Here is a 20,221-nt window from a genome sequence, read left to right as displayed (position 1 = left end):
AAACATGGAATTTGTATTAGTAAATAAATTTTTTAGAGTTGACAAGACGGAAGTCTCTATTCAATGCGACAAGCCGTTTACTTTTTTCACTCGTGAGTTGGAGGGTGACCGTTTGGGTGACACGGACGAAACGCTCATTGAAGCAGTCAAAGAGATTCTACGTACCGAACTTGACCCAACTAGCGCCATTGTCAAAAACCAAGAACAATTGGCTAAAACGCAAGAACAACTGGCTAAGACGACGGAAGCGCTGGAGAGAGCCAACCAGCTCATGGAAGGCATGCAGAAGGTCAATCTCCAGAATGCTCAGGATATTGAGGATATCTTAGCACGATTGGAAGAGCTGGAAGCTCAAGGAGAGTCTGACCGGGAGGAGAAAGAAGAGGCAGAGGAGGACACCCCTCAGGTTACGGACACAGAAAACCAAGCTGATGAACCAGCCCCAGCGCAGCCAACTACTGAACAACCAGTAGCAGAAGCACCTACACAACCAACCCCAGCGGTAGAAGATAACAAAGAAAGCGAGAAAGAAGATGACATTTCTGAAACGACAAACCAAGAGAGCCCTAGTGAAGACAATGGAGGTAGCAACAATGAGTAAGATTACACTAGACCAAGCAAAAATCGACATGTACATCAACCTACTGGAACGTGGAGCAGTTGACTTTTCATGGGTACATAAACGCTGGAAAGACAGTGTGCGCAAGGAATTGAAGCGCCGTGGTTTGAGCCATCTGGCAAACTAGCGAGGTGTTTATGGACGTCTTTGAAAAAATAGAACACTTTTTCACTAGCGTAATGCCAGTGCTAACTCCAACAATCATTGCTTGGATAAGCTATCGGTTACCGAAAAAAGCCAAAGAAGAAACAGATAAAATTGTCTCGGAACTAACCGATGTCAAGAAACAGATTAAAGATGTCCAGACTACCGCTAAAGATAGCAATTCCAAAATCGATGAAGTACAGGAAAAGCTAAAAGTGCACGACGAGGCGCATCTAAATACTATGAAGTTGCGCCTTGACCGTGATATGCGACGGGCTATTCGTAGAGGGTTCACTTCAAAAGACGAATTTTCACTAGTGGAAAGTCTGCACAAAAGCTACAAGGCTTTAGGAGGTAATGGCTACATAGACCGCTTATTCAACGATTTTGGAAAATTGGAGATTAAGGAAGACATCTTGGTTGAAGATGAGAAAGGGGCGCAGAATGGTCTGTAATCTCAATACGACCAATCTCGCACAGATCGATGGCGGTTACCTCATTAAACAGGGTGATGTGGCTTCCACCTTTGGATTTGTCCTCTTAGACGAAGATTATCGAGCCGTCCCCTCTCTGGAGGGGGAGGTGGCGGTCGTTAGTCTGACCATGGGCAAGTACCAGTGGAAGAAGAGCGTAACTGTCACGAACTCAAGCGTGAATTTTAATCTGGACGCTATCTTTCCAATTGGGAAATACCGCTTAGAGATTAGCGCTGGCGGATATGTTTTTCCGAGCGACAAAACGACGCATATCAAGATAGTGGCTTCAGATAAGGAATTGGTCACAGAAGAAGTCCATGCTCTTAAGGAGCTGGATATCGCAGAAGAAGTAAAAAAACAACTTGCAGAAAGGCCTGCAAGCGAAGGTGGAGTATGTCCGGAATTTCCCGATCTACTCTTCTTTTATAATATTGGAAAGGTATGAAAACAATGGACACAACAAAATTAACAGCATTCGCACAAGCAGTAGGAGCAGATATCAAGGAAGTGAAGCAAAACGTCAGCACTAAAGTGGAGACTTCAGCAATGACGCAAGCTATCTCTCAGGCAGTCACTCAAGCTAAATCCGAGGTTAAGGCTGAAATCTTGGGTGAGGGAACGCCTGAAAATCTGGATACGCTGAAAGAAATCGCAGAAAAAATCACGAGCATGGGGCAAGACGAAAACGGCGCACTTCTTGGCAAAGTAACTGAAGTCAGCGGACGTGTAGACCAGATTGCCAATGTTGACTTGGTAGCGACTTACAACGCAGCGAAAGCGTGATAGCTATGAGTAACCTTGAAAATCTAGCAAGAGCAATCGGTGAGGATGTCAAGGCAATCAAAGAAGATTCAGAGTTAAAGGATAGGGAGGTTCAGGGAAGGCTGGACTCTCTTGAGAGTAGACCGAGAGTTAATCCAGAAACCCTCGTTACAAAAGCGGAGCTGGAAGAGAAAGGCTACTTGACCTCCCACCAAGACTTGTCTACTTACGCTCAAAAATGGGAGTTGTACAATGATATCCCCATCAAGGCTAGGATTTCCGCCTTGGAAAATCGCCCGTCATTTGACAATCTGACCTCCAGCCAGAGAGAAAGCTTAAAAGGGGAAAATGGGCATAGTTTGAATGCCAGCGTTCGTATTGAGGGTTCTTATAAGAATGGCTCTACTAGCCAATTGAATCTGTTTGCGGATGTATTCTACGATGGCGAAGCAGTCACGAGCGGCTATACTCTTGATTATTACTACCGTGGTTTTGGGAATAATAGCTGGGGTGTTTTGAGAAATCAAACGCCTGATGCAAATGGTAAATTTGGTCAGTGGAATGCTACTCAGCGCTCTGGTGGCTGGTTCGAAGTCCGCATTGAAGTGAATTACAGAGGTTTAAAAGCCTCTGCTTTCACTCATTTGGATAATATCAACGATGGCGAACGAGGAGCGACGGGAGCTCCTGGTCAGAACATTGTCAATCAGAACGGTTCGCAGGCACTCAACTATTGGGCCGGTACGCAAGAGCAGTACGATGCTATTACTACCAAAGACCCTCACACGATTTACGATATTTTTAAGTAGGTGAAGCTATGAGAGATAGAGTAAGAATCATGTTAGGAAGTAGAGAGATTGTCAAGCGCTATATTGGCGATAGGTTGGTGTGGTCGAGTGGACCGTCATTATTATTGGAAGTGTTAAACACAAGAATGTGGCAGTACTGGGGTGGGTACAATATTGATATTAAAGGTAATGATATTAAGGTTGCTGCTATACGATATGTACAACTCAATAATAGCAGATTAATAAGAATTCAGGCTGATATGTATAACCGAGGAGTCATATATCTAACTGGTACAAACTTAAGGGAGTATATAGGTAGCGTTAATGTTAAGTTTTATAGAGAATAGAAAGGAAACAACACATGACACAATTTAATGAATTTATTATCGCTTTTGCGACAGGCTTTTTAGCAGTAGCAGTAGGCAGTATCGTGAAAATAGTGAAAGACTATCTTTTGCGAAAAGGCGGAGAGAAAGCGGTGATTATCGCTGAAATCCTAGCCAAGAATGCAGTGAATGCCGTGGAGCAGGTGGCTGCTGAGACAGGTTATAAAGGTGATGAAAAGCTAGAGCAAGCTCGTGATAAAGTTAGAGCTGAGCTGACCAAATATAAGATCAGCATGACCGATAAGGACTTGGATACCTTTGTGGAGTCCGCAGTGAAGCAGATGAACGATGCTTGGAGGGAGTAGGTATGGATATCGATACAAGCAGACTACGTACAGGCTTGCCACAAGTAGGCTATGCGCCATATCGACAAGTGCACGCTCACTCTACGGGGAACCGTAATTCTACCGCTCAAAATGAGGCAGACTACCACTACAGAAAGAACCCTGAGCTTGGTTTCTTCTCTCATGTGGTTGGTAACGGTCGTGTCCTGCAGGTCGGTCCTGTAAATAATGGTGCCTGGGACGTTGGGGGCGATTGGAATGCGGAAAGCTATGCGGCAGTTGAATTGATTGAAAGCCATTCAACTAAAGAAGAGTTCATGACAGACTACCGTCTCTATATCGAACTCTTACGCAATCTAGCAGATGAAGCAGGTTTGCCGAAAACGCTTGATACAAGCAGTTTGGAAGGTATCAAAACACATGAATACTGTACCAATAACCAACCAGACAACCATTCAGACCACGTTGACCCGTATCCTTATCTTGCCAAATGGGGCATTAGCCGTGAACAGTTCAAGCAGGATATTGAAAGTGGATTGACAATTGAAGTAGGTTGGAAGAAGAACGATACAGGCTATTGGTATGTACACTCAGACGGCTCTTATCCAAAAGACAAGTTTGAGAAGGTCAACGGCACTTGGTATTACTTCGACGGCTCAGGCTACATGCTTGCAGACCGCTGGAAGAAGCACACAGACGGCAACTGGTACTGGTTTGATAACTCAGGCGAACTGGCGACAGGCTGGAAGAAAATCGCTGAGAAGTGGTATTATTTTGACACAGAGGGCGCTATGAAGACAGGATGGGTCAAGTATAAGGACACCTGGTATTATCTTGATAGTAAAGAAGGTGCCATGGTTTCAAATGCCTTTATCCAGTCCGCAGACGGAACAGGATGGTACTACCTCAATGCAGACGGAACAATGGCAGATAAGCCAGAGTTCGCAGTTGAGCCAGACGGCTTGATTACGACTAAATAAAATGTGATATAATGGTTATGAAATAACGGAGGAATTTATGAATCACGAAAAAATCGGTCAGGTTACCGATGAAGTAAAAGAAATTTTTAATATTGTTCTTGAAGCAAGTGAAATCAAGGTCAACAAAGAAGGTTTGAGAAGCCATATGTTGAAACGCCATCATAATGATGTGATCCATCATATTGAAGACTTGGAACTCATACTAAGAAATCCAGATTTTGTTGGAGTCAATCCGCGAGAGAAAGACGCTAGTTTTGAATATGTGAAAAGATTTGATGATAATGTTCTCGTTGCCATCAAGTTACATAAAAGTGGTGATTTCTTTTATGTTCCGACCATGTATCGCTTGCAAGATTTCAAGTTACAAAATCGTATTAAGTCTGGTAGATTGAGAAAACTTGACAAAAAAAGTAGATAGTGCTAGAATAACATTAACGAAAGACATTTGAGGGCAGAAAGGTTCCTGCCGCACCTTGAAAAAGGTATCTGAGATGCTGGGTACACCGACCAGCCAAGTGTCCGTTATTTCAAAGGAGGGAGCTTAAATGCTCCTTTTTTGTTTAAAAATTTCAAAATAGATTACACCAACCGCAGGCTCAGGCTTGCGGTTTTTTATTTTGCAAAAACAGGCATTTTGAACGATTAGAAACCAAAATCACAATCCTATTGTTCAAAAAAGCGTTTTCTTGAAGAATAGAGGGGTAATATGCCCCAAAAATTTAAAAATTAGATTTGGGGCATTTTTAGGGCATAAGTTTAAAACTTATATATCTTCTCCCCTAGAACTAAACTTATTTTTAAACGTATTTATACTTATTTTTCGAAACTTTCTTCTATTATATAGCTATGAAGTATATCCTTTATAAAAAGACGCTGTTAAATAATCAGCCTTTAAAAAGCCTATCATATCAAGCATTTGAGCTTGTATGACAGGCTTTTTAATTATGAAATCTAGTAATAAATAGAATTAAAAAGTTGAATGCTCCGAAAATATTGTATATATAGTAGTTGAATCTAAAATAGTACGAAACAATTTCTAAAACATTTATAGAAATTAATTTTACTTTCCCAATCGATTTGTTCTCATCTTATTTCAATTTGCTATACGTACGTATATAATGAAAAGAATTAAATAATAGACTTGTGCGATAACTATTTGAAGCAAGATTAGCTGGTTAGAAAATCCAACAAGATAGCGAAGGAATATAACACAAATTTTACATAATTTATTTTATGTTGCATATCCTTCGCTAAAATACTTACCATTATCTTGAATGCCTTAGGGAAACATGCTATACTACTTGTATGATTATTTTACAAGCTAATAAAATTGAACGTTCTTTTGCAGGAGAGGTTCTTTTTGATAATATTAACATACAAGTTGATGAACGTGATCGGATAGCCCTTGTTGGGAAAAATGGTGCAGGAAAGTCTACTCTTTTGAAGATTTTGGTTGGAGAAGAGGAGCCAACTAGTGGAGAAATCAATAAGAAAAAAGATATTTCTCTATCTTACCTAGCCCAAGATAGCCGTTTTGAGTCTGAAAATACCATCTACGATGAGATGCTTCATGTCTTTGATGACTTGCGTCGGACTGAGAAACAACTGCGTCAGATGGAGCTGGAGATGGGTGAAAAGTCTGGTGAGGATTTGAATAAACTGATGTCAGATTACGACCGCTTATCTGAAAATTTTCGTCAGGCAGGTGGCTTTACCTATGAAGCTGATATTCGAGCGATTTTGAATGGATTCAAGTTTGACGAGTCTATGTGGCAGATGAAAATTGCTGAGCTTTCTGGTGGGCAAAATACTCGCTTAGCTCTAGCCAAAATGCTCCTTGAAAAGCCCAATCTCTTGGTCTTGGACGAGCCAACCAACCACTTGGATATTGAAACTATTGCCTGGCTAGAGAATTACTTGGTAAATTATAGCGGCGCGCTCATTATTGTCAGCCACGACCGTTATTTCTTGGACAAGGTTGCGACAATTACGCTAGATTTGACCAAGCATTCCTTGGATCGCTATGTGGGTAATTACTCTCGTTTTGTCGAATTAAAGGAGCAGAAGCTAGCTACTGAAGCAAAAAACTATGAAAAGCAACAAAAGGAAATCGCTGCTCTGGAAGACTTTGTCAATCGCAATCTAGTCCGAGCTTCAACGACCAAACGTGCTCAATCGCGTCGCAAACAACTGGAAAAAATGGAGCGTTTGGACAAGCCTGAAGCTGGTAAGAAATCTGCTAACATGACTTTCCAGTCTGAAAAAACGTCGGGCAATGTTGTCCTGACTGTTGAAAATGTGGCTATTGGTTATGACGAGGAAGTCTTGTCACAACCGATTAACCTAGACCTTCGTAAGATGAATGCTGTTGCCATCGTTGGTCCCAATGGTATCGGAAAATCAACCTTTATCAAATCAATCGTGGAGCAGATTCCTTTTATCAAGGGTGAAAAGCGCTTTGGCGCTAATGTTGAGGTTGGTTACTATGATCAAACCCAAAGCAAGCTGACACCAAGTAATACTGTACTAGATGAACTCTGGAATGATTTCAAATTGACACCGGAAGTTGAAATCCGTAACCGTCTGGGTGCCTTCCTTTTCTCTGGTGATGATGTTAAAAAATCAGTTGGTATGCTGTCTGGTGGCGAGAAAGCTCGTTTGCTTTTGGCTAAATTGTCCATGGAAAACAACAACTTCTTGATTCTGGATGAGCCAACCAACCATTTGGATATTGATAGCAAGGAAGTGTTGGAAAATGCTTTGATTGACTTTGATGGAACTCTTCTATTCGTCAGCCATGACCGTTACTTTATCAATCGTGTGGCAACTCATGTACTGGAATTGTCAGAGAATGGCTCAACTCTCTACCTTGGAGATTACGACTACTATGTTGAAAAGAAAGCAGAAGTAGAAATGAGTCATACTGAGGAAGCTTCAACTAACAATCAAGCAAAGGAAGCAAGTCCAGTCAATGATTACCAGGCTCAGAAAGAAAGTCAAAAAGAAGTTCGCAAACTCATGCGACAAATTGAAAGTCTAGAAGTTGAAATCGAAGAGCTAGAAAGTCAAAGCCAAGTCATTTCTGAACAAATGTTGGAAACAAACGATGCCGACAAACTCATGGAATTGCAGGCTGAGCTGGACAAAATCAGCCACCGTCAGGAAGAAGCTATGCTTGAGTGGGAAGAATTCTCAGAGCAGGTGTAAAGATGGAACATCTTGGAAAAGTATTTCGTGAATTTCGAACAAGTGGAAATTATTCTTTAAAGGAAGCAGCAGGGGAGTCCTGTTCAACTTCCCAGTTATCTCGCTTTGAGCTTGGGGAGTCTGACCTAGCAGTCTCACGTTTTTTTGAGATTTTGGATAACATTCATGTCACAATCGAAAATTTTATGGATAAGGCTAGGGATTTCCATAATCATGAACATGTTGCCATGATGGCACAAATTATTCCGCTTTACTACTCAAATGATATTGTAGGTTTTCAAAAGCTTCAAAGAGAACAACTTGAAAAGGTTAAGAGTTCGACGAATCCCCTTTATTTTGAGCTGAACTGGATTTTGCTACAAGGTCTGATTTGTCAAAGAGATTCGAGTTATGAGATGAAGCAGGATGATTTGGATAAGGTAGCAGATTATCTCTTCAAAACAGAAGAATGGACCATGTATGAGTTGATTCTTTTCGGGAACCTCTATAGTTTCTACGATGTGGACTATGTCACTCGGATTGGTAGAGAAGTTATGGAGAGGGAAGAATTTTACCAAGAGATTGGTCGCCATAAGAGATTAGTGTTGATTTTGGCCCTCAATTGTTACCAGCATTGTTTAGAGCATCTTTCTTTTGGCAATGCAAGCTATTTTGAGACTTATACAGAGAAGATTATTGGTAAAAATATTAGTCTGTATGAACGGAATATTTTACATTACCTCAAAGGCTTTGCCTTATATCAAAAAGGAAAGTGTAAAGAAGGTTGTAGCCAAATGCAAGAGGCCATGCATATTTTTGACGTGCTAGGTCTTCCAGAGCAAGTAGCCTACTATCAGGAACACTACGAAAAATTTGTCAAAGATTAATTTTCCCAAATAAGGGAAAAAATAAAAAGCTCCTTTCAGTTTTGATACAATAGTTTCAAAATTTGAGAGGAGTTTTTATATGAATCGCTATGCCGTACAGTTGATTAGTCGCGGAGCTGTTAACAAGATAGGGAATATGCTCTATGATTATGGAAATAGTGTCTGGTTGGCTTCCATGGGGACTATCGGACAGACAGTTTTAGGAATGTATCAGATTTCTGAACTGGTCACATCTATTCTCGTAAATCCCTTTGGCGGAGTCATTTCAGACCGTTTTTCTCGTCGTAAGATTTTAATGACGACAGACCTTGTTTGTGGTATTCTTTGTCTGGCTATTTCTTTTATAAGAAATGACAGCTGGATGATTGGCGCTTTGATTGTTGCCAATATTGTTCAGGCTATTGCTTTCGCATTTTCTCGTACAGCCAATAAAGCCATTATAACTGAGGTTGTTGAGAAAGATGAGATTGTGATCTATAACTCTCGCTTAGAGCTGGTTTTGCAGGTTGTAGGTGTTAGCTCTCCTGTTCTTTCCTTCCTTGTTTTACAGTTTGCAAGTCTCCATATGACGCTATTGCTAGACTCGCTGACTTTTTTCATTGCTTTTGTTCTAGTGGCTTTCCTTCCAAAAGAGGAAGCAAAAGTTCAAGAGAAAAATGCTTTTACTGGGAGAGATATTTTTGTAGATATCAAGGATGGGTTACACTATATCTGGCATCAGCAAGAAATATTCTTCCTTTTGCTGGTAGCTTCCAGCGTTAATTTCTTTTTTGCCGCTTTTGAATTTCTACTTCCCTTTTCAAATCAGCTCTATGGAATTCAAGGTGCCTATGCTACTATTTTAACAATGGGTGCTATTGGGTCTATTGTTGGGGCTCTTCTATCTAGTAAAATTAAAGCCAGTATGAAAATGCTTCTGTTTTTATTGGCTCTGACTGGACTTGGGGTGATGATAATGGGATTTTCCCTCCCATCCTATCTTACTTTTTCAGGTAATTTCGTTTGTGAATTGTTTATGACGATGTTCAATATTCACTTTTTTACTCAAGTACAAACCAAGGTTGAAGGTGAATATTTGGGTAGAGTTCTCAGTTCGATTTATACCTTAGCTATACTTTTTATGCCTATAGCAACAGGTTTAATGACCTTTCTTCCAAGTGTTCATCTTTATTCTTTCTTGATTATTGGACTTGGAGTTGTAGCCTTATCTTTCTTAGCTCTCGGATATGTTCAAACTCATTTTGAAAAAGAGACATAAGTTTGCTTGGACTTCAAAAATAATTCCAATCTAAGTGTTTTTTCCGCCCTTCTCGTTTGTGAGGAGGGCTTAGTTTATGGTAAAATGGTTTTATGAATAAAAGAATGAATGAGTTAGTCGCCTTGCTCAATCGCTATGCGACTGAGTACTATACCAGCGACAATCCGTCGGTTTCAGACAGTGAGTATGACCGCCTTTACCGTGAGTTGGTCGAGTTGGAGTCTGCCTATCCAGATCAAGTGTTAGCAGACAGTCCGACCCATCGTGTTGGTGGCAAAGTCTTAGATGGTTTTGAAAAATACAGTCATCAGTATCCTCTTTATAGTTTGCAGGATGCTTTTTCACGTGAGGAGCTTGAAGCTTTTGATGCGCGTGTTCGTAAGGAAGTGGCTCATCCAACCTATATTTGTGAGCTGAAAATCGATGGCTTATCTATCTCGCTGACTTATGAAAAGGGGATTTTAGTTGCGGGGGCAACGCGTGGAGATGGTTCTATTGGGGAAAATATCACAGAAAATCTTAAGCGTGTTAAGGATATTCCTTTGACCTTGCCAGAAGAACTAGATATCACAGTTCGTGGAGAATGTTATATGCCACGCGCTTCTTTTGACCAGGTTAACCAAGCTCGCCAAGAAAATGGAGAGTCTGAATTTGCTAATCCTCGTAATGCGGCGGCAGGCACACTACGTCAGCTGGATACAGCAGTAGTAGCCAAGCGCAATCTTGCAACGTTTCTCTATCAAGAAGCCAGCCCGTCAACTCGTGATAGTCAAGAAAAAGTTTTGAAGCACCTAGAACAGCTCGGTTTTGTGGTCAATCCTAAGCGAATTTTGGCTGAAAGCATGGATGAGATTTGGAATTTTATCCAAGAAGTAGGAGAGGAACGGGAGAATCTGCCTTATGATATCGATGGGGTGGTGATCAAGGTCAATGACCTAGCAGGTCAAGAAGAACTTGGCTTTACCGTTAAGGCACCAAAGTGGGCAGTAGCCTACAAGTTTCCTGCTGAGGAAAAAGAAGCTAAACTCTTATCAGTTGATTGGACAGTTGGCCGTACTGGTGTTGTAACCCCAACTGCGAATCTAACACCAGTACAACTAGCTGGTACAACTGTTAGCCGTGCGACCCTACACAATGTGGATTATATTGCTGAAAAAGATATCCGCAAAGACGACACAGTTATCGTATATAAGGCTGGTGACATCATCCCTGCTGTTTTACGAGTGGTAGAGTCCAAGCGGGTTTCTGAAGAAAAACTAGATATCCCTACAAACTGTCCAAGTTGTAACTCTGACTTGTTGCACTTTGAAGATGAAGTGGCTCTCCGTTGTATCAATCCACGTTGCCCTGCCCAAATCATGGAAGGTTTGATTCACTTTGCTTCTCGAGATGCCATGAATATCACAGGCCTTGGGCCATCTATTGTTGAGAAACTATTTGCTGCCAATTTGGTTAAGGATGTGGCAGATATTTATCGTTTGAAAGAGGAAGATTTTCTCCTTTTAGAGGGGGTTAAGGAAAAGTCTGCTTCTAAACTGTATCAAGCCATTCAAGCATCTAAGGAAAACTCTGCCGAGAAGCTCTTGTTTGGTTTGGGAATTCGTCATGTCGGAAGCAAGGCCAGTCAGCTTTTACTTCAACATTTTCACTCGATTGAAAATCTGGCTCAGGCAGATCCAGAGGAAGTGGCGAGTATTGAAAGTTTAGGTGGCGTGATTTCCAAGAGTCTTCAAACTTATTTTGCGACAGAAGGCTCTGAAATTCTCCTAAGAGAATTGAAAGAAGCTGGGGTCAATCTGGACTATAAAGGTCAGACAGTAGTAGCGGATGCAGCATTGTCAGATTTGACCGTGGTATTGACTGGAAAATTGGAACGGCTCAAGCGCTCAGAAGCTAAAAGCAAACTCGAAAGTCTGGGTGCCAAGGTAACAGGCAGTGTTTCTAAAAAGACCGACCTCGTCGTGGCAGGCGCAGATGCTGGAAGTAAACTTCAAAAAGCACAAGAACTTGGTATCGAAGTTCGAGATGAAGCTTGGCTCGAAAGTTTGTAATGATCTTTTAAAAACAGAGTTTGGATAATTTGACTATGTTTGTTAATCTGGACGTGATTGGTCAAGAATTTATTAGTGAAACAGAAACAAATTTAAAAAAGGAAAAAAATAAAAATGTATACCTACCCTATGCGCATTCATTACCATCGCAAGAATGGTGAATATGACACTTGCTCTTTTGTAAAAAGCCAGGATCAACGAATTGATTTACTAACTTACCAAGAAGATTATTTTGGTGCCTTATTTAGCTTTGAACACCCAAGTGTTCATCCCTTAGAAAGCTTGAATTTTGTGGTTCATACCGGCCAAATCAGTAAAGAATATGCTATCCGTTTTAATCACTATCCCCTCTTAACAGAGGTCTGGATTTTGGAAGGCGATGATCGGATTTATTACTCTGAAAATCCTGCTATTGCCAGTCCTTTCTATAAAAATCAAAATCCTTTTGCCTTTGATAAGGCCATTAACAGCGCTAGTTTTGACCATCATTGGGGTTACCAAGGGGAATTGGGTTGCCATGTAGAGGACAATCAGGCTCATTTTTCCCTCTGGTCACCAACAGCGACAGCAGTACAGGTTGTGGTTTATGAATCAGCTACTAATGATGCACCTGTTTGGAAGACTTTTGATATGGAGAGAGGCAATCGCTACTCTTATAACCATAAGGACAATACTATTGGTGTCTGGAGTTTGGATGTTGAGGAAGATTTGACTGGTAAGGCTTATCAGTATCAAGTCCAATTCCCTCATCACGAAACACTGACACGTGATCCTTATACAATAGCGACCAGCCCTGATGGCAAACGTTCTGCTATTCTGAGCCATGCAGAAAAACAAGTCGAAAATTTCGAGGTCAAGCATGGTTCTGATGCTGCTTGGCGTTTGGAAAATCCATGTAAGGCAGTTATTTGTGAAATGCATATTCGTGATTTGACCCAATCACCGACCTCAGGTGTGGATGAACATCTTCGAGGAACGTTCTTGGGTGCTGCTCAGACTGGAACGGTTAACCAGTACGGTCAGTCAACTGCTTTTGATCATATCAAGAAGTTGGGCTACAATTATGTTCAGTTGCAACCAATTGCAGACCGTCACAAAGAATACGATGAGGACGGGAATGTAACCTACAACTGGGGTTATGATCCACAAAACTATAACGCACCAGAAACTAGTTTTTCAACTAATCCAGATGATCCAGCTCAGGTCATTCGTGATTTGAAGACCATGGTTCAAGCTTACCACGATGCGGGTATTGGTGTCATTATGGATGTGGTCTATAACCATACCTTTTCAGTTGTTGATGCACCTTTCCAAACAACTGTCCCTGATTACTATTATCGTATGAATCCAGACGGTACCTTCCAGAATGGAACGGGTGTTGGAAATGAAACAGCCAGTGAACACGAAATGTTTCGCAAGTATATGATTGATTCTCTTCTATACTGGGTGCAGGAATACAATATTGACGGATTCCGTTTTGACTTGATGGGGATTCATGATGTCAAGACCATGCAGATGATTCGTCAGAGTTTGGATGAAATTGACCCTAACATTATCCTCTATGGAGAAGGTTGGGATATGGGAACAGGTCTTGCCCCTTATGATAAGGCTAAGAAAGACAACGCCTACGAAATGCCAAACATTGGTTTCTTTAATGACAATCAGCGTGATGCTGTCAAAGGTGGAGAAGTTTACGGTGCAATTAAATCAGGTTTTGTCAGTGGTGCTGCGACAGAGCCAATTCTAGCTAAAGCAATCCTAGGAAGTCGTGAATTAGGAACCTATACACATCCAAATCAGGTGCTTAACTATGTAGAAGCCCATGACAATTACAATCTTCACGATTTATTGGCAACTCTTCATCCAGACCAAAGTTCAGAACAAATCATGCGCAAGGTTGAGACAGCCACAGCCATGAATCTGCTCATGCAAGGAATGGCCTTTATGGAAATCGGTCAAGAATTTGGTCGTACCAAACTGGTTGCGACTGGTGAGAATGGTGAGTTGACCCATGATGATAGAGAGCGTGCGATGAATAGCTATAATGCTCCTGACAGTGTGAACCAAGTCAACTGGGATTTGATCAATGAGCGTCAAGATAGTATTGAGTTTATCCGTCAAGTCATCCGATTGAAGACAAAAACTGGTGCCTTTTCTTACTCTAGCTATGATGAAATTTACCATCATGTCTTTGTGCATTCTGCGATTGAACATAGCGGCTGCCTTATCTATGAAGTTCATGGGAAAGAACACCTCTTGGTTGTTGTGAATGCTAAATCCGAACCCTATCAGTTTGAGAATGCAGGAAATTTAGCCATGTTGGTAACCAATAGTCGTTCAAAAGAAGATAATGTTTTAGATGATATTAGTCTAGCCGTCTTGAGTGTTTTATAAAGACCATCTATCTCGCTATTCTAACACATTATTGGAAGTGAACGAATAGAAAGAGCTTAGCTAACAACTCACTTGTATAGAAAAGTTGATAAATATTTTCATCAAATGTGTAAAATCAGGAAATTGTTTTCCTGGTTTTATTTTTTTGCTATAAAACAATAATAATCATAGAAAAAATCCGAACTTTTTGGTATTATAGTAGAGAAAAGAAAGGCGTTTTCACATTTTTTTGAAAAAATATTGCTTTACAATTGAACGAGAAAGTGAACTTTTTGTAGATTTTCAAAATAATTTTAAATAAGTATAGTAATTTACTTGAATCTTCTCTAAAAAGGTAGTATAATAAAAACATAGAAAACGCTTACAGAAAAGAGGGGGTATTATGGATAAAAGAGAAGCTTTGCGCACCTTTATGACAGGAGAGAATTTTCACCTTCAGCATTATCTAGGAGCACATAAAGAGCAAGTGAATGGAGAGTATGGCTATACTTTCCGTGTTTGGGCACCTAATGCTCAGGCTGTCCACTTGGTGGGGGATTTTACCAACTGGATTGAGGGTCAGATTCCAATGGTAAGAAATGACTTTGGGGTCTGGGAAGTCTTTACCAATATGGCTCAAGAAGGGCATATTTACAAATATCATGTCACACGTCAAAATGGTCATCAACTGATGAAGATTGACCCTTTTGCTGTCAGATATGAGGCGCGTCCAGGAACAGGGGCAATCGTAACAGAGCTTCCTGAGAAGAAATGGAGGGATGGACTTTGGCTGGCACGAAGAAAACGTTGGGGCTTTGCTGAACGTCCTGTCAATATCTATGAAGTTCACGCTGGCTCATGGAAAAGAAATCCTGATGGTAGTCCTTATAGTTTTGCCCAGCTCAAGGATGAACTCATTCCTTATCTCGTTGAAATGAACTATACTCATATTGAGTTTATGCCCTTGATGTCCCACCCTTTGGGGTTGAGTTGGGGTTATCAGCTTATGGGTTACTTCGCTTTAGAGCATGCTTATGGTAGACCAGAGGAGTTTCAAGATTTTGTCGAGGAGTGTCATATCCATAATATTGGGGTTATCGTAGACTGGGTACCAGGTCACTTTACCATCAATGATGATGCCTTAGCCTATTATGATGGGACACCGACTTTTGAGTACCAAGACCATAATAAGGCTCATAACTATGGTTGGGGCGCTCTCAATTTTGACCTTGGAAAAAATGAAGTCCAGTCCTTCTTGATTTCTTGTATTAAGCATTGGATCGATGTCTATCATTTGGATGGTATTCGTGTGGATGCTGTTAGCAACATGCTTTATTTGGACTATGATGATGCTCCATGGACACCTAACAAAGATGGGGGAAATCTCAACTATGAAGGTTATTATTTCCTTCAACGCTTGAATGACATTATTAAGTTAGAATATCCAGATGTGATGATGATTGCAGAAGAAAGTTCGTCTGCAACCAAGATTACGGGAATGAAAGAGCTTGGTGGTCTAGGATTTGACTACAAATGGAACATGGGCTGGATGAATGATATCCTCCGTTTCTACGAAGAAGATCCGATTTATCGTAAATATGACTTTAATTTGGTGACTTTCAGCTTTATGTATGTTTTCAATGAAAACTATCTCTTGCCATTCTCGCACGATGAAGTGGTTCATGGTAAGAAGAGTATGATGCATAAGATGTGGGGAGATCGTTACAATCAATTCGCAGGCTTGCGCAATCTCTATACGTACCAAATTTGTCACCCTGGTAAGAAATTGCTCTTCATGGGTAGCGAATATGGTCAATTCCTAGAATGGAAATCTGAAGAACAGTTGGAATGGTCTAACCTAGAAGACCCAATGAATGCTAAGATGAAGTATTTCACTTCTCAGCTAAACCAGTTTTACAAAGACAACCGCTGTCTGTGGGAAATTGATACCAGCTATGATGGTATTGAAATCATCGATGCGGATAATCGAGACCAGAGTGTTCTTTCCTTCATCCGTAAGGGTAAAAAGGGAGAAATGCTAGTCTGTATCTTTAACATGGCACCTGTTGAACGGAAAGATTTTATAATCGGGCTACCTGTTGCAGGGATTTACGAAGAAGTCTGGAATACTGAGTTAGAAGAGTGGGGAGGCGTTTGGAAAGAACATAATCAAACTGTGCAAACGCAAGAAGGACTATGGAAAGATTATGAGCAGACCTTAACCTTTACCCTACCGGCTATGGGGGCTAGTGTCTGGAAAATCAAACGTCGCTTGAAATCTGCAAAAACCGTCACAAGTAAAAACCAAAAAGGAGTAGAAAATGAAGAATGAAATGTTAGCTTTGATTCTTGCTGGTGGGCAAGGAACTCGTCTCGGTAAACTCACTCAAAGCATCGCAAAACCAGCTGTGCAATTTGGTGGGCGCTACCGTATCATTGACTTTGCCCTTTCAAACTGTGCCAACTCAGGGATTCACAATGTTGGAGTCATTACACAGTACCAGCCACTTGCTCTCAACAATCATATTGGGAATGGTTCAAGCTGGGGACTAGATGGTATTAATTCTGGTGTTTCTATTCTCCAACCTTATTCTGCCAGTGAAGGAAATCGTTGGTTTGAGGGGACTAGTCACGCTATTTACCAAAATATCGACTATATCGACAGTGTCAATCCTGAGTATGTCTTGATTTTGTCTGGGGATCACATCTACAAAATGGACTATGATGATATGCTCCAGTCTCATAAGGATAATAATGCCAGCTTGACAGTAGCAGTTTTAGACGTCCCTCTTAAAGAAGCAAGCCGTTTTGGTATCATGAATACTGATGCCAACAATCGTATTGTTGAATTTGAAGAAAAACCAGCTCAACCTAAATCTACAAAAGCTTCTATGGGAATCTACATTTTTGATTGGCAACGCCTTCGTAATATGTTAGTCGCTGCTGAAAAGAGCAATGTAGATATGTCAGACTTTGGTAAAAATGTCATTCCAAATTACCTTGAGTCAGGTGAAAGTGTTTATGCTTACGAATTTAGTGGTTATTGGAAAGACGTCGGTACGATTGAGTCACTTTGGGAAGCGAACATGGAGTACATTTCTCCAGAAAATGCCTTGGATAGCCGTAACCGTCAATGGAAGATTTACTCAAGAAACTTGATTTCACCACCAAACTTCCTCGGTGCAAATGCTGATGTGGAAGACTCATTAGTTGTAGACGGATGTTTCGTTGATGGAACTGTTAAACATTCTATCCTTTCAACAGGCGCGCAAGTTCGCGAAGGAGCAGAAGTCCTTGATTCAGTTATCATGAGTGGAGCTATCATTGGTCAAGGAGCTAAGATTAAACGTGCCATTATTGGTGAAGGTGCGATTATTTCTGACGGTGTCGAAATTGATGGAACAGAAGAAGTACAAGTTGTAGGATATGATGAAGTAGTGGGGGTAGCAACAGATGAAGATTGATAAATATTCTGCCATTTTAGGAAATACAGTTGGTTTTCATGATATGTCGACATTGACGGACCACCGTCCAGTAGCAAGTTTGCCATTTGGTGGGAAATATCGTTTGATTGACTTCCCGCTTTCAAGCCTTGCTAATGCAGGTGTTCGTAGTGTCTTTGGTATTTTCCAGCAGGATAATATCAGCTCAGTCTTTGACCATATTCGTTCAGGACGCGAGTGGGGCTTATCAACTCTTCTTAGCCATTACTATCTAGGGATTTACAATACCCGTGTAGAAAGTAGCACAGTTGGAAAAGAATACTACCAACAGCTTCTTACTTATTTGAAACGTTCTGGGTCAAACCAAACAGTTTCACTCAACTGTGATGTTTTGATTAACATTGATTTGAACCAAGTTTTCCACCTACATAGTACAACAAAAGGGCCTATCACTGTAGTTTATAAAAAACTAGCTAAGAAAGATATTTCAGAAGTAAATGCAATCTTAGAAGTGGATGAAACAGACCATGTTCTTTCTCATAAACTCTTTGATAGCAAGTCAACAGCTGAAACGTTCAATATGTCTACAGATATCTTTGTCGTTGATACACCTTGGTTGATTGAACGCTTGGAAGAAGAAGCTAAAAAAGAACACCCAGAGAAGTTGCGCTATGTTTTACGGGATTTGGCTGCAAAAGAGGGAGCTTTCGCCTACGAGTACACAGGTTATCTGGCAAATATTCACTCTGTAGAGTCTTATTACCAAGCTAATAAAGATATGCTTGAATCGCAAAAATTCTATTCTCTTTTCTCACCAAATCAAAAGGTTTATACAAAGGTTAAGAACGAAGAACCCACTTACTACGCTAATACATCTAAGGTAAGTACTTCTCAGTTTGCTTCTGGTAGTATCATTGAAGGTCAAGTGACTAATTCTGTTCTATCACGTAATATTCATGTCCATAAGGATAGCTTGGTTAAAGATAGCCTGCTCTTCCCTCGTGTTGTGATTGGAGAAGGTGCACAGGTCGAATATGCTATCTTGGACAAGGGTGTTGAAGTTGAGCCTGGTGTTGTGATTCGAGGAACTGCAGAACATCCTGTTGTAGTTAAGAAAGGTAGCAAAGTAACAGAGGATATTCATTCATGAAAATTTTATTTGTAGCAGCAGAGGGTGCACCCTTTTCAAAAACAGGTGGTTTGGGAGACGTCATTGGCGCTCTTCCTAAATCACTGGTAAAAGCGGGACATGAAGTTGCAGTGATTTTACCCTACTATGACATGGTAGAGGCTAAATTTGGAAATCAGATTGAAGATGTTCTTCATTTTGAGGTGAGCGTCGGTTGGCGCAGACAGTACTGTGGGATTAAGAAAACCGTCTTAAACGGTGTAACCTTCTACTTTATTGACAGCCAATATTATTTCTTCCGTGGTCATGTTTACGGTGATTTTGATGATGGGGAACGTTTCGCTTTCTTCCAACTGGCTGCCATTGAGGCTATGGAAAGGATTGACTTCATTCCTGACCTTCTCCATGTTCATGACTACCATACAGCTATGATTCCTTTCTTGTTAAAGGGAAAATACCGTTGGATTCAAGCCTATCAAGGAATAAAAACTGTTTTAACCATTCATAATTTGGAATTTCAAGGACAATTTTCAGAAGGAATGTTATGGGATTTGTTTGGAGTCGGCTTTGAACGTTATGCTGATGGTACCCTTCGCTGGAACAACTGTCTGAACTGGATGAAGGCTGGTATTCTTTATGCTGACCGTGTTTCAACCGTTTCACCTAGCTATGCTCATGAAATTATGACCAGTCAGTTCGGATGTAACTTGGATCAGATTCTTCGAATGGAATCTGGCAAGGTGTCTGGTATCGTGAACGGGATTGATGCTGATCTGTATAATCCTCAGACGGATGTCCTTTTAGACTATCATTTTAATCAGGAAGATTTGTCTGGGAAAGCCCAAAACAAGGCAAAATTACAAGAAAGAGTTGGCTTGCCAGTTAGAGCTGACGTTCCACTGGTGGGAATTGTTTCTCGTTTGACACGTCAAAAAGGTTTTGATGTGGTGGTAGAAAGTCTGCACCATATCTTGCAAGAAGATGTCCAGATTGTTCTTTTGGGAACTGGAGATCCAGCCTTTGAAGGAGCTTTCTCATGGTTTGCTCAGATTTACCCAGACAAGCTATCAGCAAATATCACTTTTGATGTCAAACTTGCTCAAGAAATCTATGCTGCTTGTGACCTCTTCCTCATGCCAAGTCGTTTTGAACCATGTGGCTTGTCTCAAATGATGGCTATGCGTTACGGAACCTTGCCATTGGTTCATGAAGTTGGTGGTTTGCGAGATACTGTCCGCGCTTTCAATCCAATCGAAGGAAGCGGTACTGGCTTTAGCTTCGACAATCTATCTCCTTACTGGTTAAATTGGACTTTCCAAACAGCATTGGACTTGTATAGAAACCATCCTGATGTTTGGAGAAACCTACAAAAACAAGCTATGGCGTGTGATTTCTCATGGGATACAGCCTGCAGGTCATACCTTGACTTGTACCATAGTTTAGTTAATTAATAGA

At 40.9% G+C, this 20,221-nt stretch carries 19 protein-coding genes; all 19 read left to right on the top strand.

All coding sequences use genetic code 11. The features are described from left to right. The first annotated feature begins 4 nt into the window (after positions 1–4). The 19 genes from OC529_RS03725 to glgA all read left to right on the top strand — a co-directional run bounded on the left by OC529_RS03725 (position 5) and on the right by glgA (position 20,217). Positions 5–601, top strand: a complete 597-nt coding sequence (locus OC529_RS03725) for a hypothetical protein (RefSeq protein ID WP_262081383.1) — start codon at positions 5–7, stop codon at positions 599–601. After that, positions 594–746: a hypothetical protein gene (locus OC529_RS03720; RefSeq protein ID WP_173279053.1), complete on the top strand. Its 153-nt coding sequence runs from the start codon at positions 594–596 to the stop codon at positions 744–746. Before OC529_RS03725 ends, OC529_RS03720 begins: the two co-directional genes overlap by 8 nt. Before the next feature lie 10 nt (positions 747–756). Beyond that, complete coding sequence (locus OC529_RS03715; protein WP_262081515.1) at positions 757–1,218, top strand: hypothetical protein; 462 nt, start codon at positions 757–759, stop codon at positions 1,216–1,218. Continuing rightward, positions 1,208–1,684, top strand: coding sequence for a hypothetical protein (locus OC529_RS03710; protein ID WP_173279055.1), 477 nt, complete (start codon positions 1,208–1,210; stop codon positions 1,682–1,684). Before OC529_RS03715 ends, OC529_RS03710 begins: the two co-directional genes overlap by 11 nt. Positions 1,685–1,689: 5 nt before the next feature. After that, a complete protein-coding gene (locus OC529_RS03705; protein WP_173279056.1) occupies positions 1,690–2,022 on the top strand; it encodes a hypothetical protein in 333 nt (110 codons plus the stop codon). A gap of 5 nt (positions 2,023–2,027) precedes the next feature. Next, the gene (locus OC529_RS03700) at positions 2,028–2,810 is read left to right on the top strand and encodes a hypothetical protein (RefSeq protein WP_262081514.1); all 783 of its coding nucleotides are present in this window, start codon (positions 2,028–2,030) and stop codon (positions 2,808–2,810) included. A gap of 8 nt (positions 2,811–2,818) precedes the next feature. Next, positions 2,819–3,136 carry a hypothetical protein gene (locus OC529_RS03695; RefSeq protein WP_054392826.1) on the top strand — a complete coding sequence of 106 codons (318 nt, stop codon included), beginning with the start codon at positions 2,819–2,821 and terminating at the stop codon, positions 3,134–3,136. Between the two features lie 14 nt (positions 3,137–3,150). After that, the gene (locus tag OC529_RS03690; RefSeq protein WP_262081513.1) at positions 3,151–3,480 is read left to right on the top strand and encodes a phage holin; all 330 of its coding nucleotides are present in this window, start codon (positions 3,151–3,153) and stop codon (positions 3,478–3,480) included. 2 nt (positions 3,481–3,482) lie between these two features. Continuing rightward, the gene (locus tag OC529_RS03685; protein ID WP_262081512.1) at positions 3,483–4,439 is read left to right on the top strand and encodes an N-acetylmuramoyl-L-alanine amidase; all 957 of its coding nucleotides are present in this window, start codon (positions 3,483–3,485) and stop codon (positions 4,437–4,439) included. Positions 4,440–4,476: 37 nt separating this feature from the next. Continuing rightward, positions 4,477–4,857, top strand: a complete 381-nt coding sequence (locus tag OC529_RS03680; protein ID WP_175879892.1) for a PBECR2 nuclease fold domain-containing protein — start codon at positions 4,477–4,479, stop codon at positions 4,855–4,857. 887 nt (positions 4,858–5,744) lie between these two features. Next, positions 5,745–7,646 (top strand): ABC-F family ATP-binding cassette domain-containing protein, encoded by a 1,902-nt coding sequence (locus tag OC529_RS03675; protein ID WP_262081511.1) that lies wholly within the window; start codon positions 5,745–5,747, stop codon positions 7,644–7,646. 2 nt (positions 7,647–7,648) lie between these two features. Next, positions 7,649–8,512: a MutR family transcriptional regulator gene (locus OC529_RS03670; RefSeq protein WP_262081510.1), complete on the top strand. Its 864-nt coding sequence runs from the start codon at positions 7,649–7,651 to the stop codon at positions 8,510–8,512. 79 nt (positions 8,513–8,591) lie between these two features. Then, the gene (locus tag OC529_RS03665; protein ID WP_262081509.1) at positions 8,592–9,770 is read left to right on the top strand and encodes an MFS transporter; all 1,179 of its coding nucleotides are present in this window, start codon (positions 8,592–8,594) and stop codon (positions 9,768–9,770) included. Between the two features lie 92 nt (positions 9,771–9,862). Then, complete coding sequence (gene ligA, locus OC529_RS03660) at positions 9,863–11,821, top strand: NAD-dependent DNA ligase LigA (RefSeq protein WP_262081508.1); 1,959 nt, start codon at positions 9,863–9,865, stop codon at positions 11,819–11,821. A gap of 114 nt (positions 11,822–11,935) precedes the next feature. After that, complete coding sequence (pulA, locus tag OC529_RS03655) at positions 11,936–14,215, top strand: type I pullulanase (RefSeq protein ID WP_050971579.1); 2,280 nt, start codon at positions 11,936–11,938, stop codon at positions 14,213–14,215. A gap of 382 nt (positions 14,216–14,597) precedes the next feature. Continuing rightward, positions 14,598–16,526, top strand: a complete 1,929-nt coding sequence (gene glgB, locus OC529_RS03650) for a 1,4-alpha-glucan branching protein GlgB (protein WP_262081507.1) — start codon at positions 14,598–14,600, stop codon at positions 16,524–16,526. Further along, the gene (locus OC529_RS03645; RefSeq protein ID WP_112443684.1) at positions 16,516–17,658 is read left to right on the top strand and encodes a glucose-1-phosphate adenylyltransferase; all 1,143 of its coding nucleotides are present in this window, start codon (positions 16,516–16,518) and stop codon (positions 17,656–17,658) included. Before glgB ends, OC529_RS03645 begins: the two co-directional genes overlap by 11 nt. Further along, a complete protein-coding gene (gene glgD / locus OC529_RS03640) occupies positions 17,648–18,787 on the top strand; it encodes a glucose-1-phosphate adenylyltransferase subunit GlgD (protein WP_173254321.1) in 1,140 nt (379 codons plus the stop codon). Before OC529_RS03645 ends, glgD begins: the two co-directional genes overlap by 11 nt. After that, on the top strand, positions 18,784–20,217 hold the full coding sequence (gene glgA, locus OC529_RS03635; protein ID WP_262081506.1) for a glycogen synthase GlgA: 1,434 nt from the start codon (positions 18,784–18,786) through the stop codon (positions 20,215–20,217). Before glgD ends, glgA begins: the two co-directional genes overlap by 4 nt. Positions 20,218–20,221 lie beyond the last annotated feature (4 nt).

It is taken from the genome of Streptococcus sp. Marseille-Q5855, from assembly GCF_946901985.1.
In the GTDB taxonomy this organism is placed as follows: Bacteria; Bacillota; Bacilli; order Lactobacillales; family Streptococcaceae; genus Streptococcus.
The sequence above is the reverse complement of the archived record's forward strand: the minus strand, read 5'-3'. Positions and strand labels throughout refer to the sequence as shown.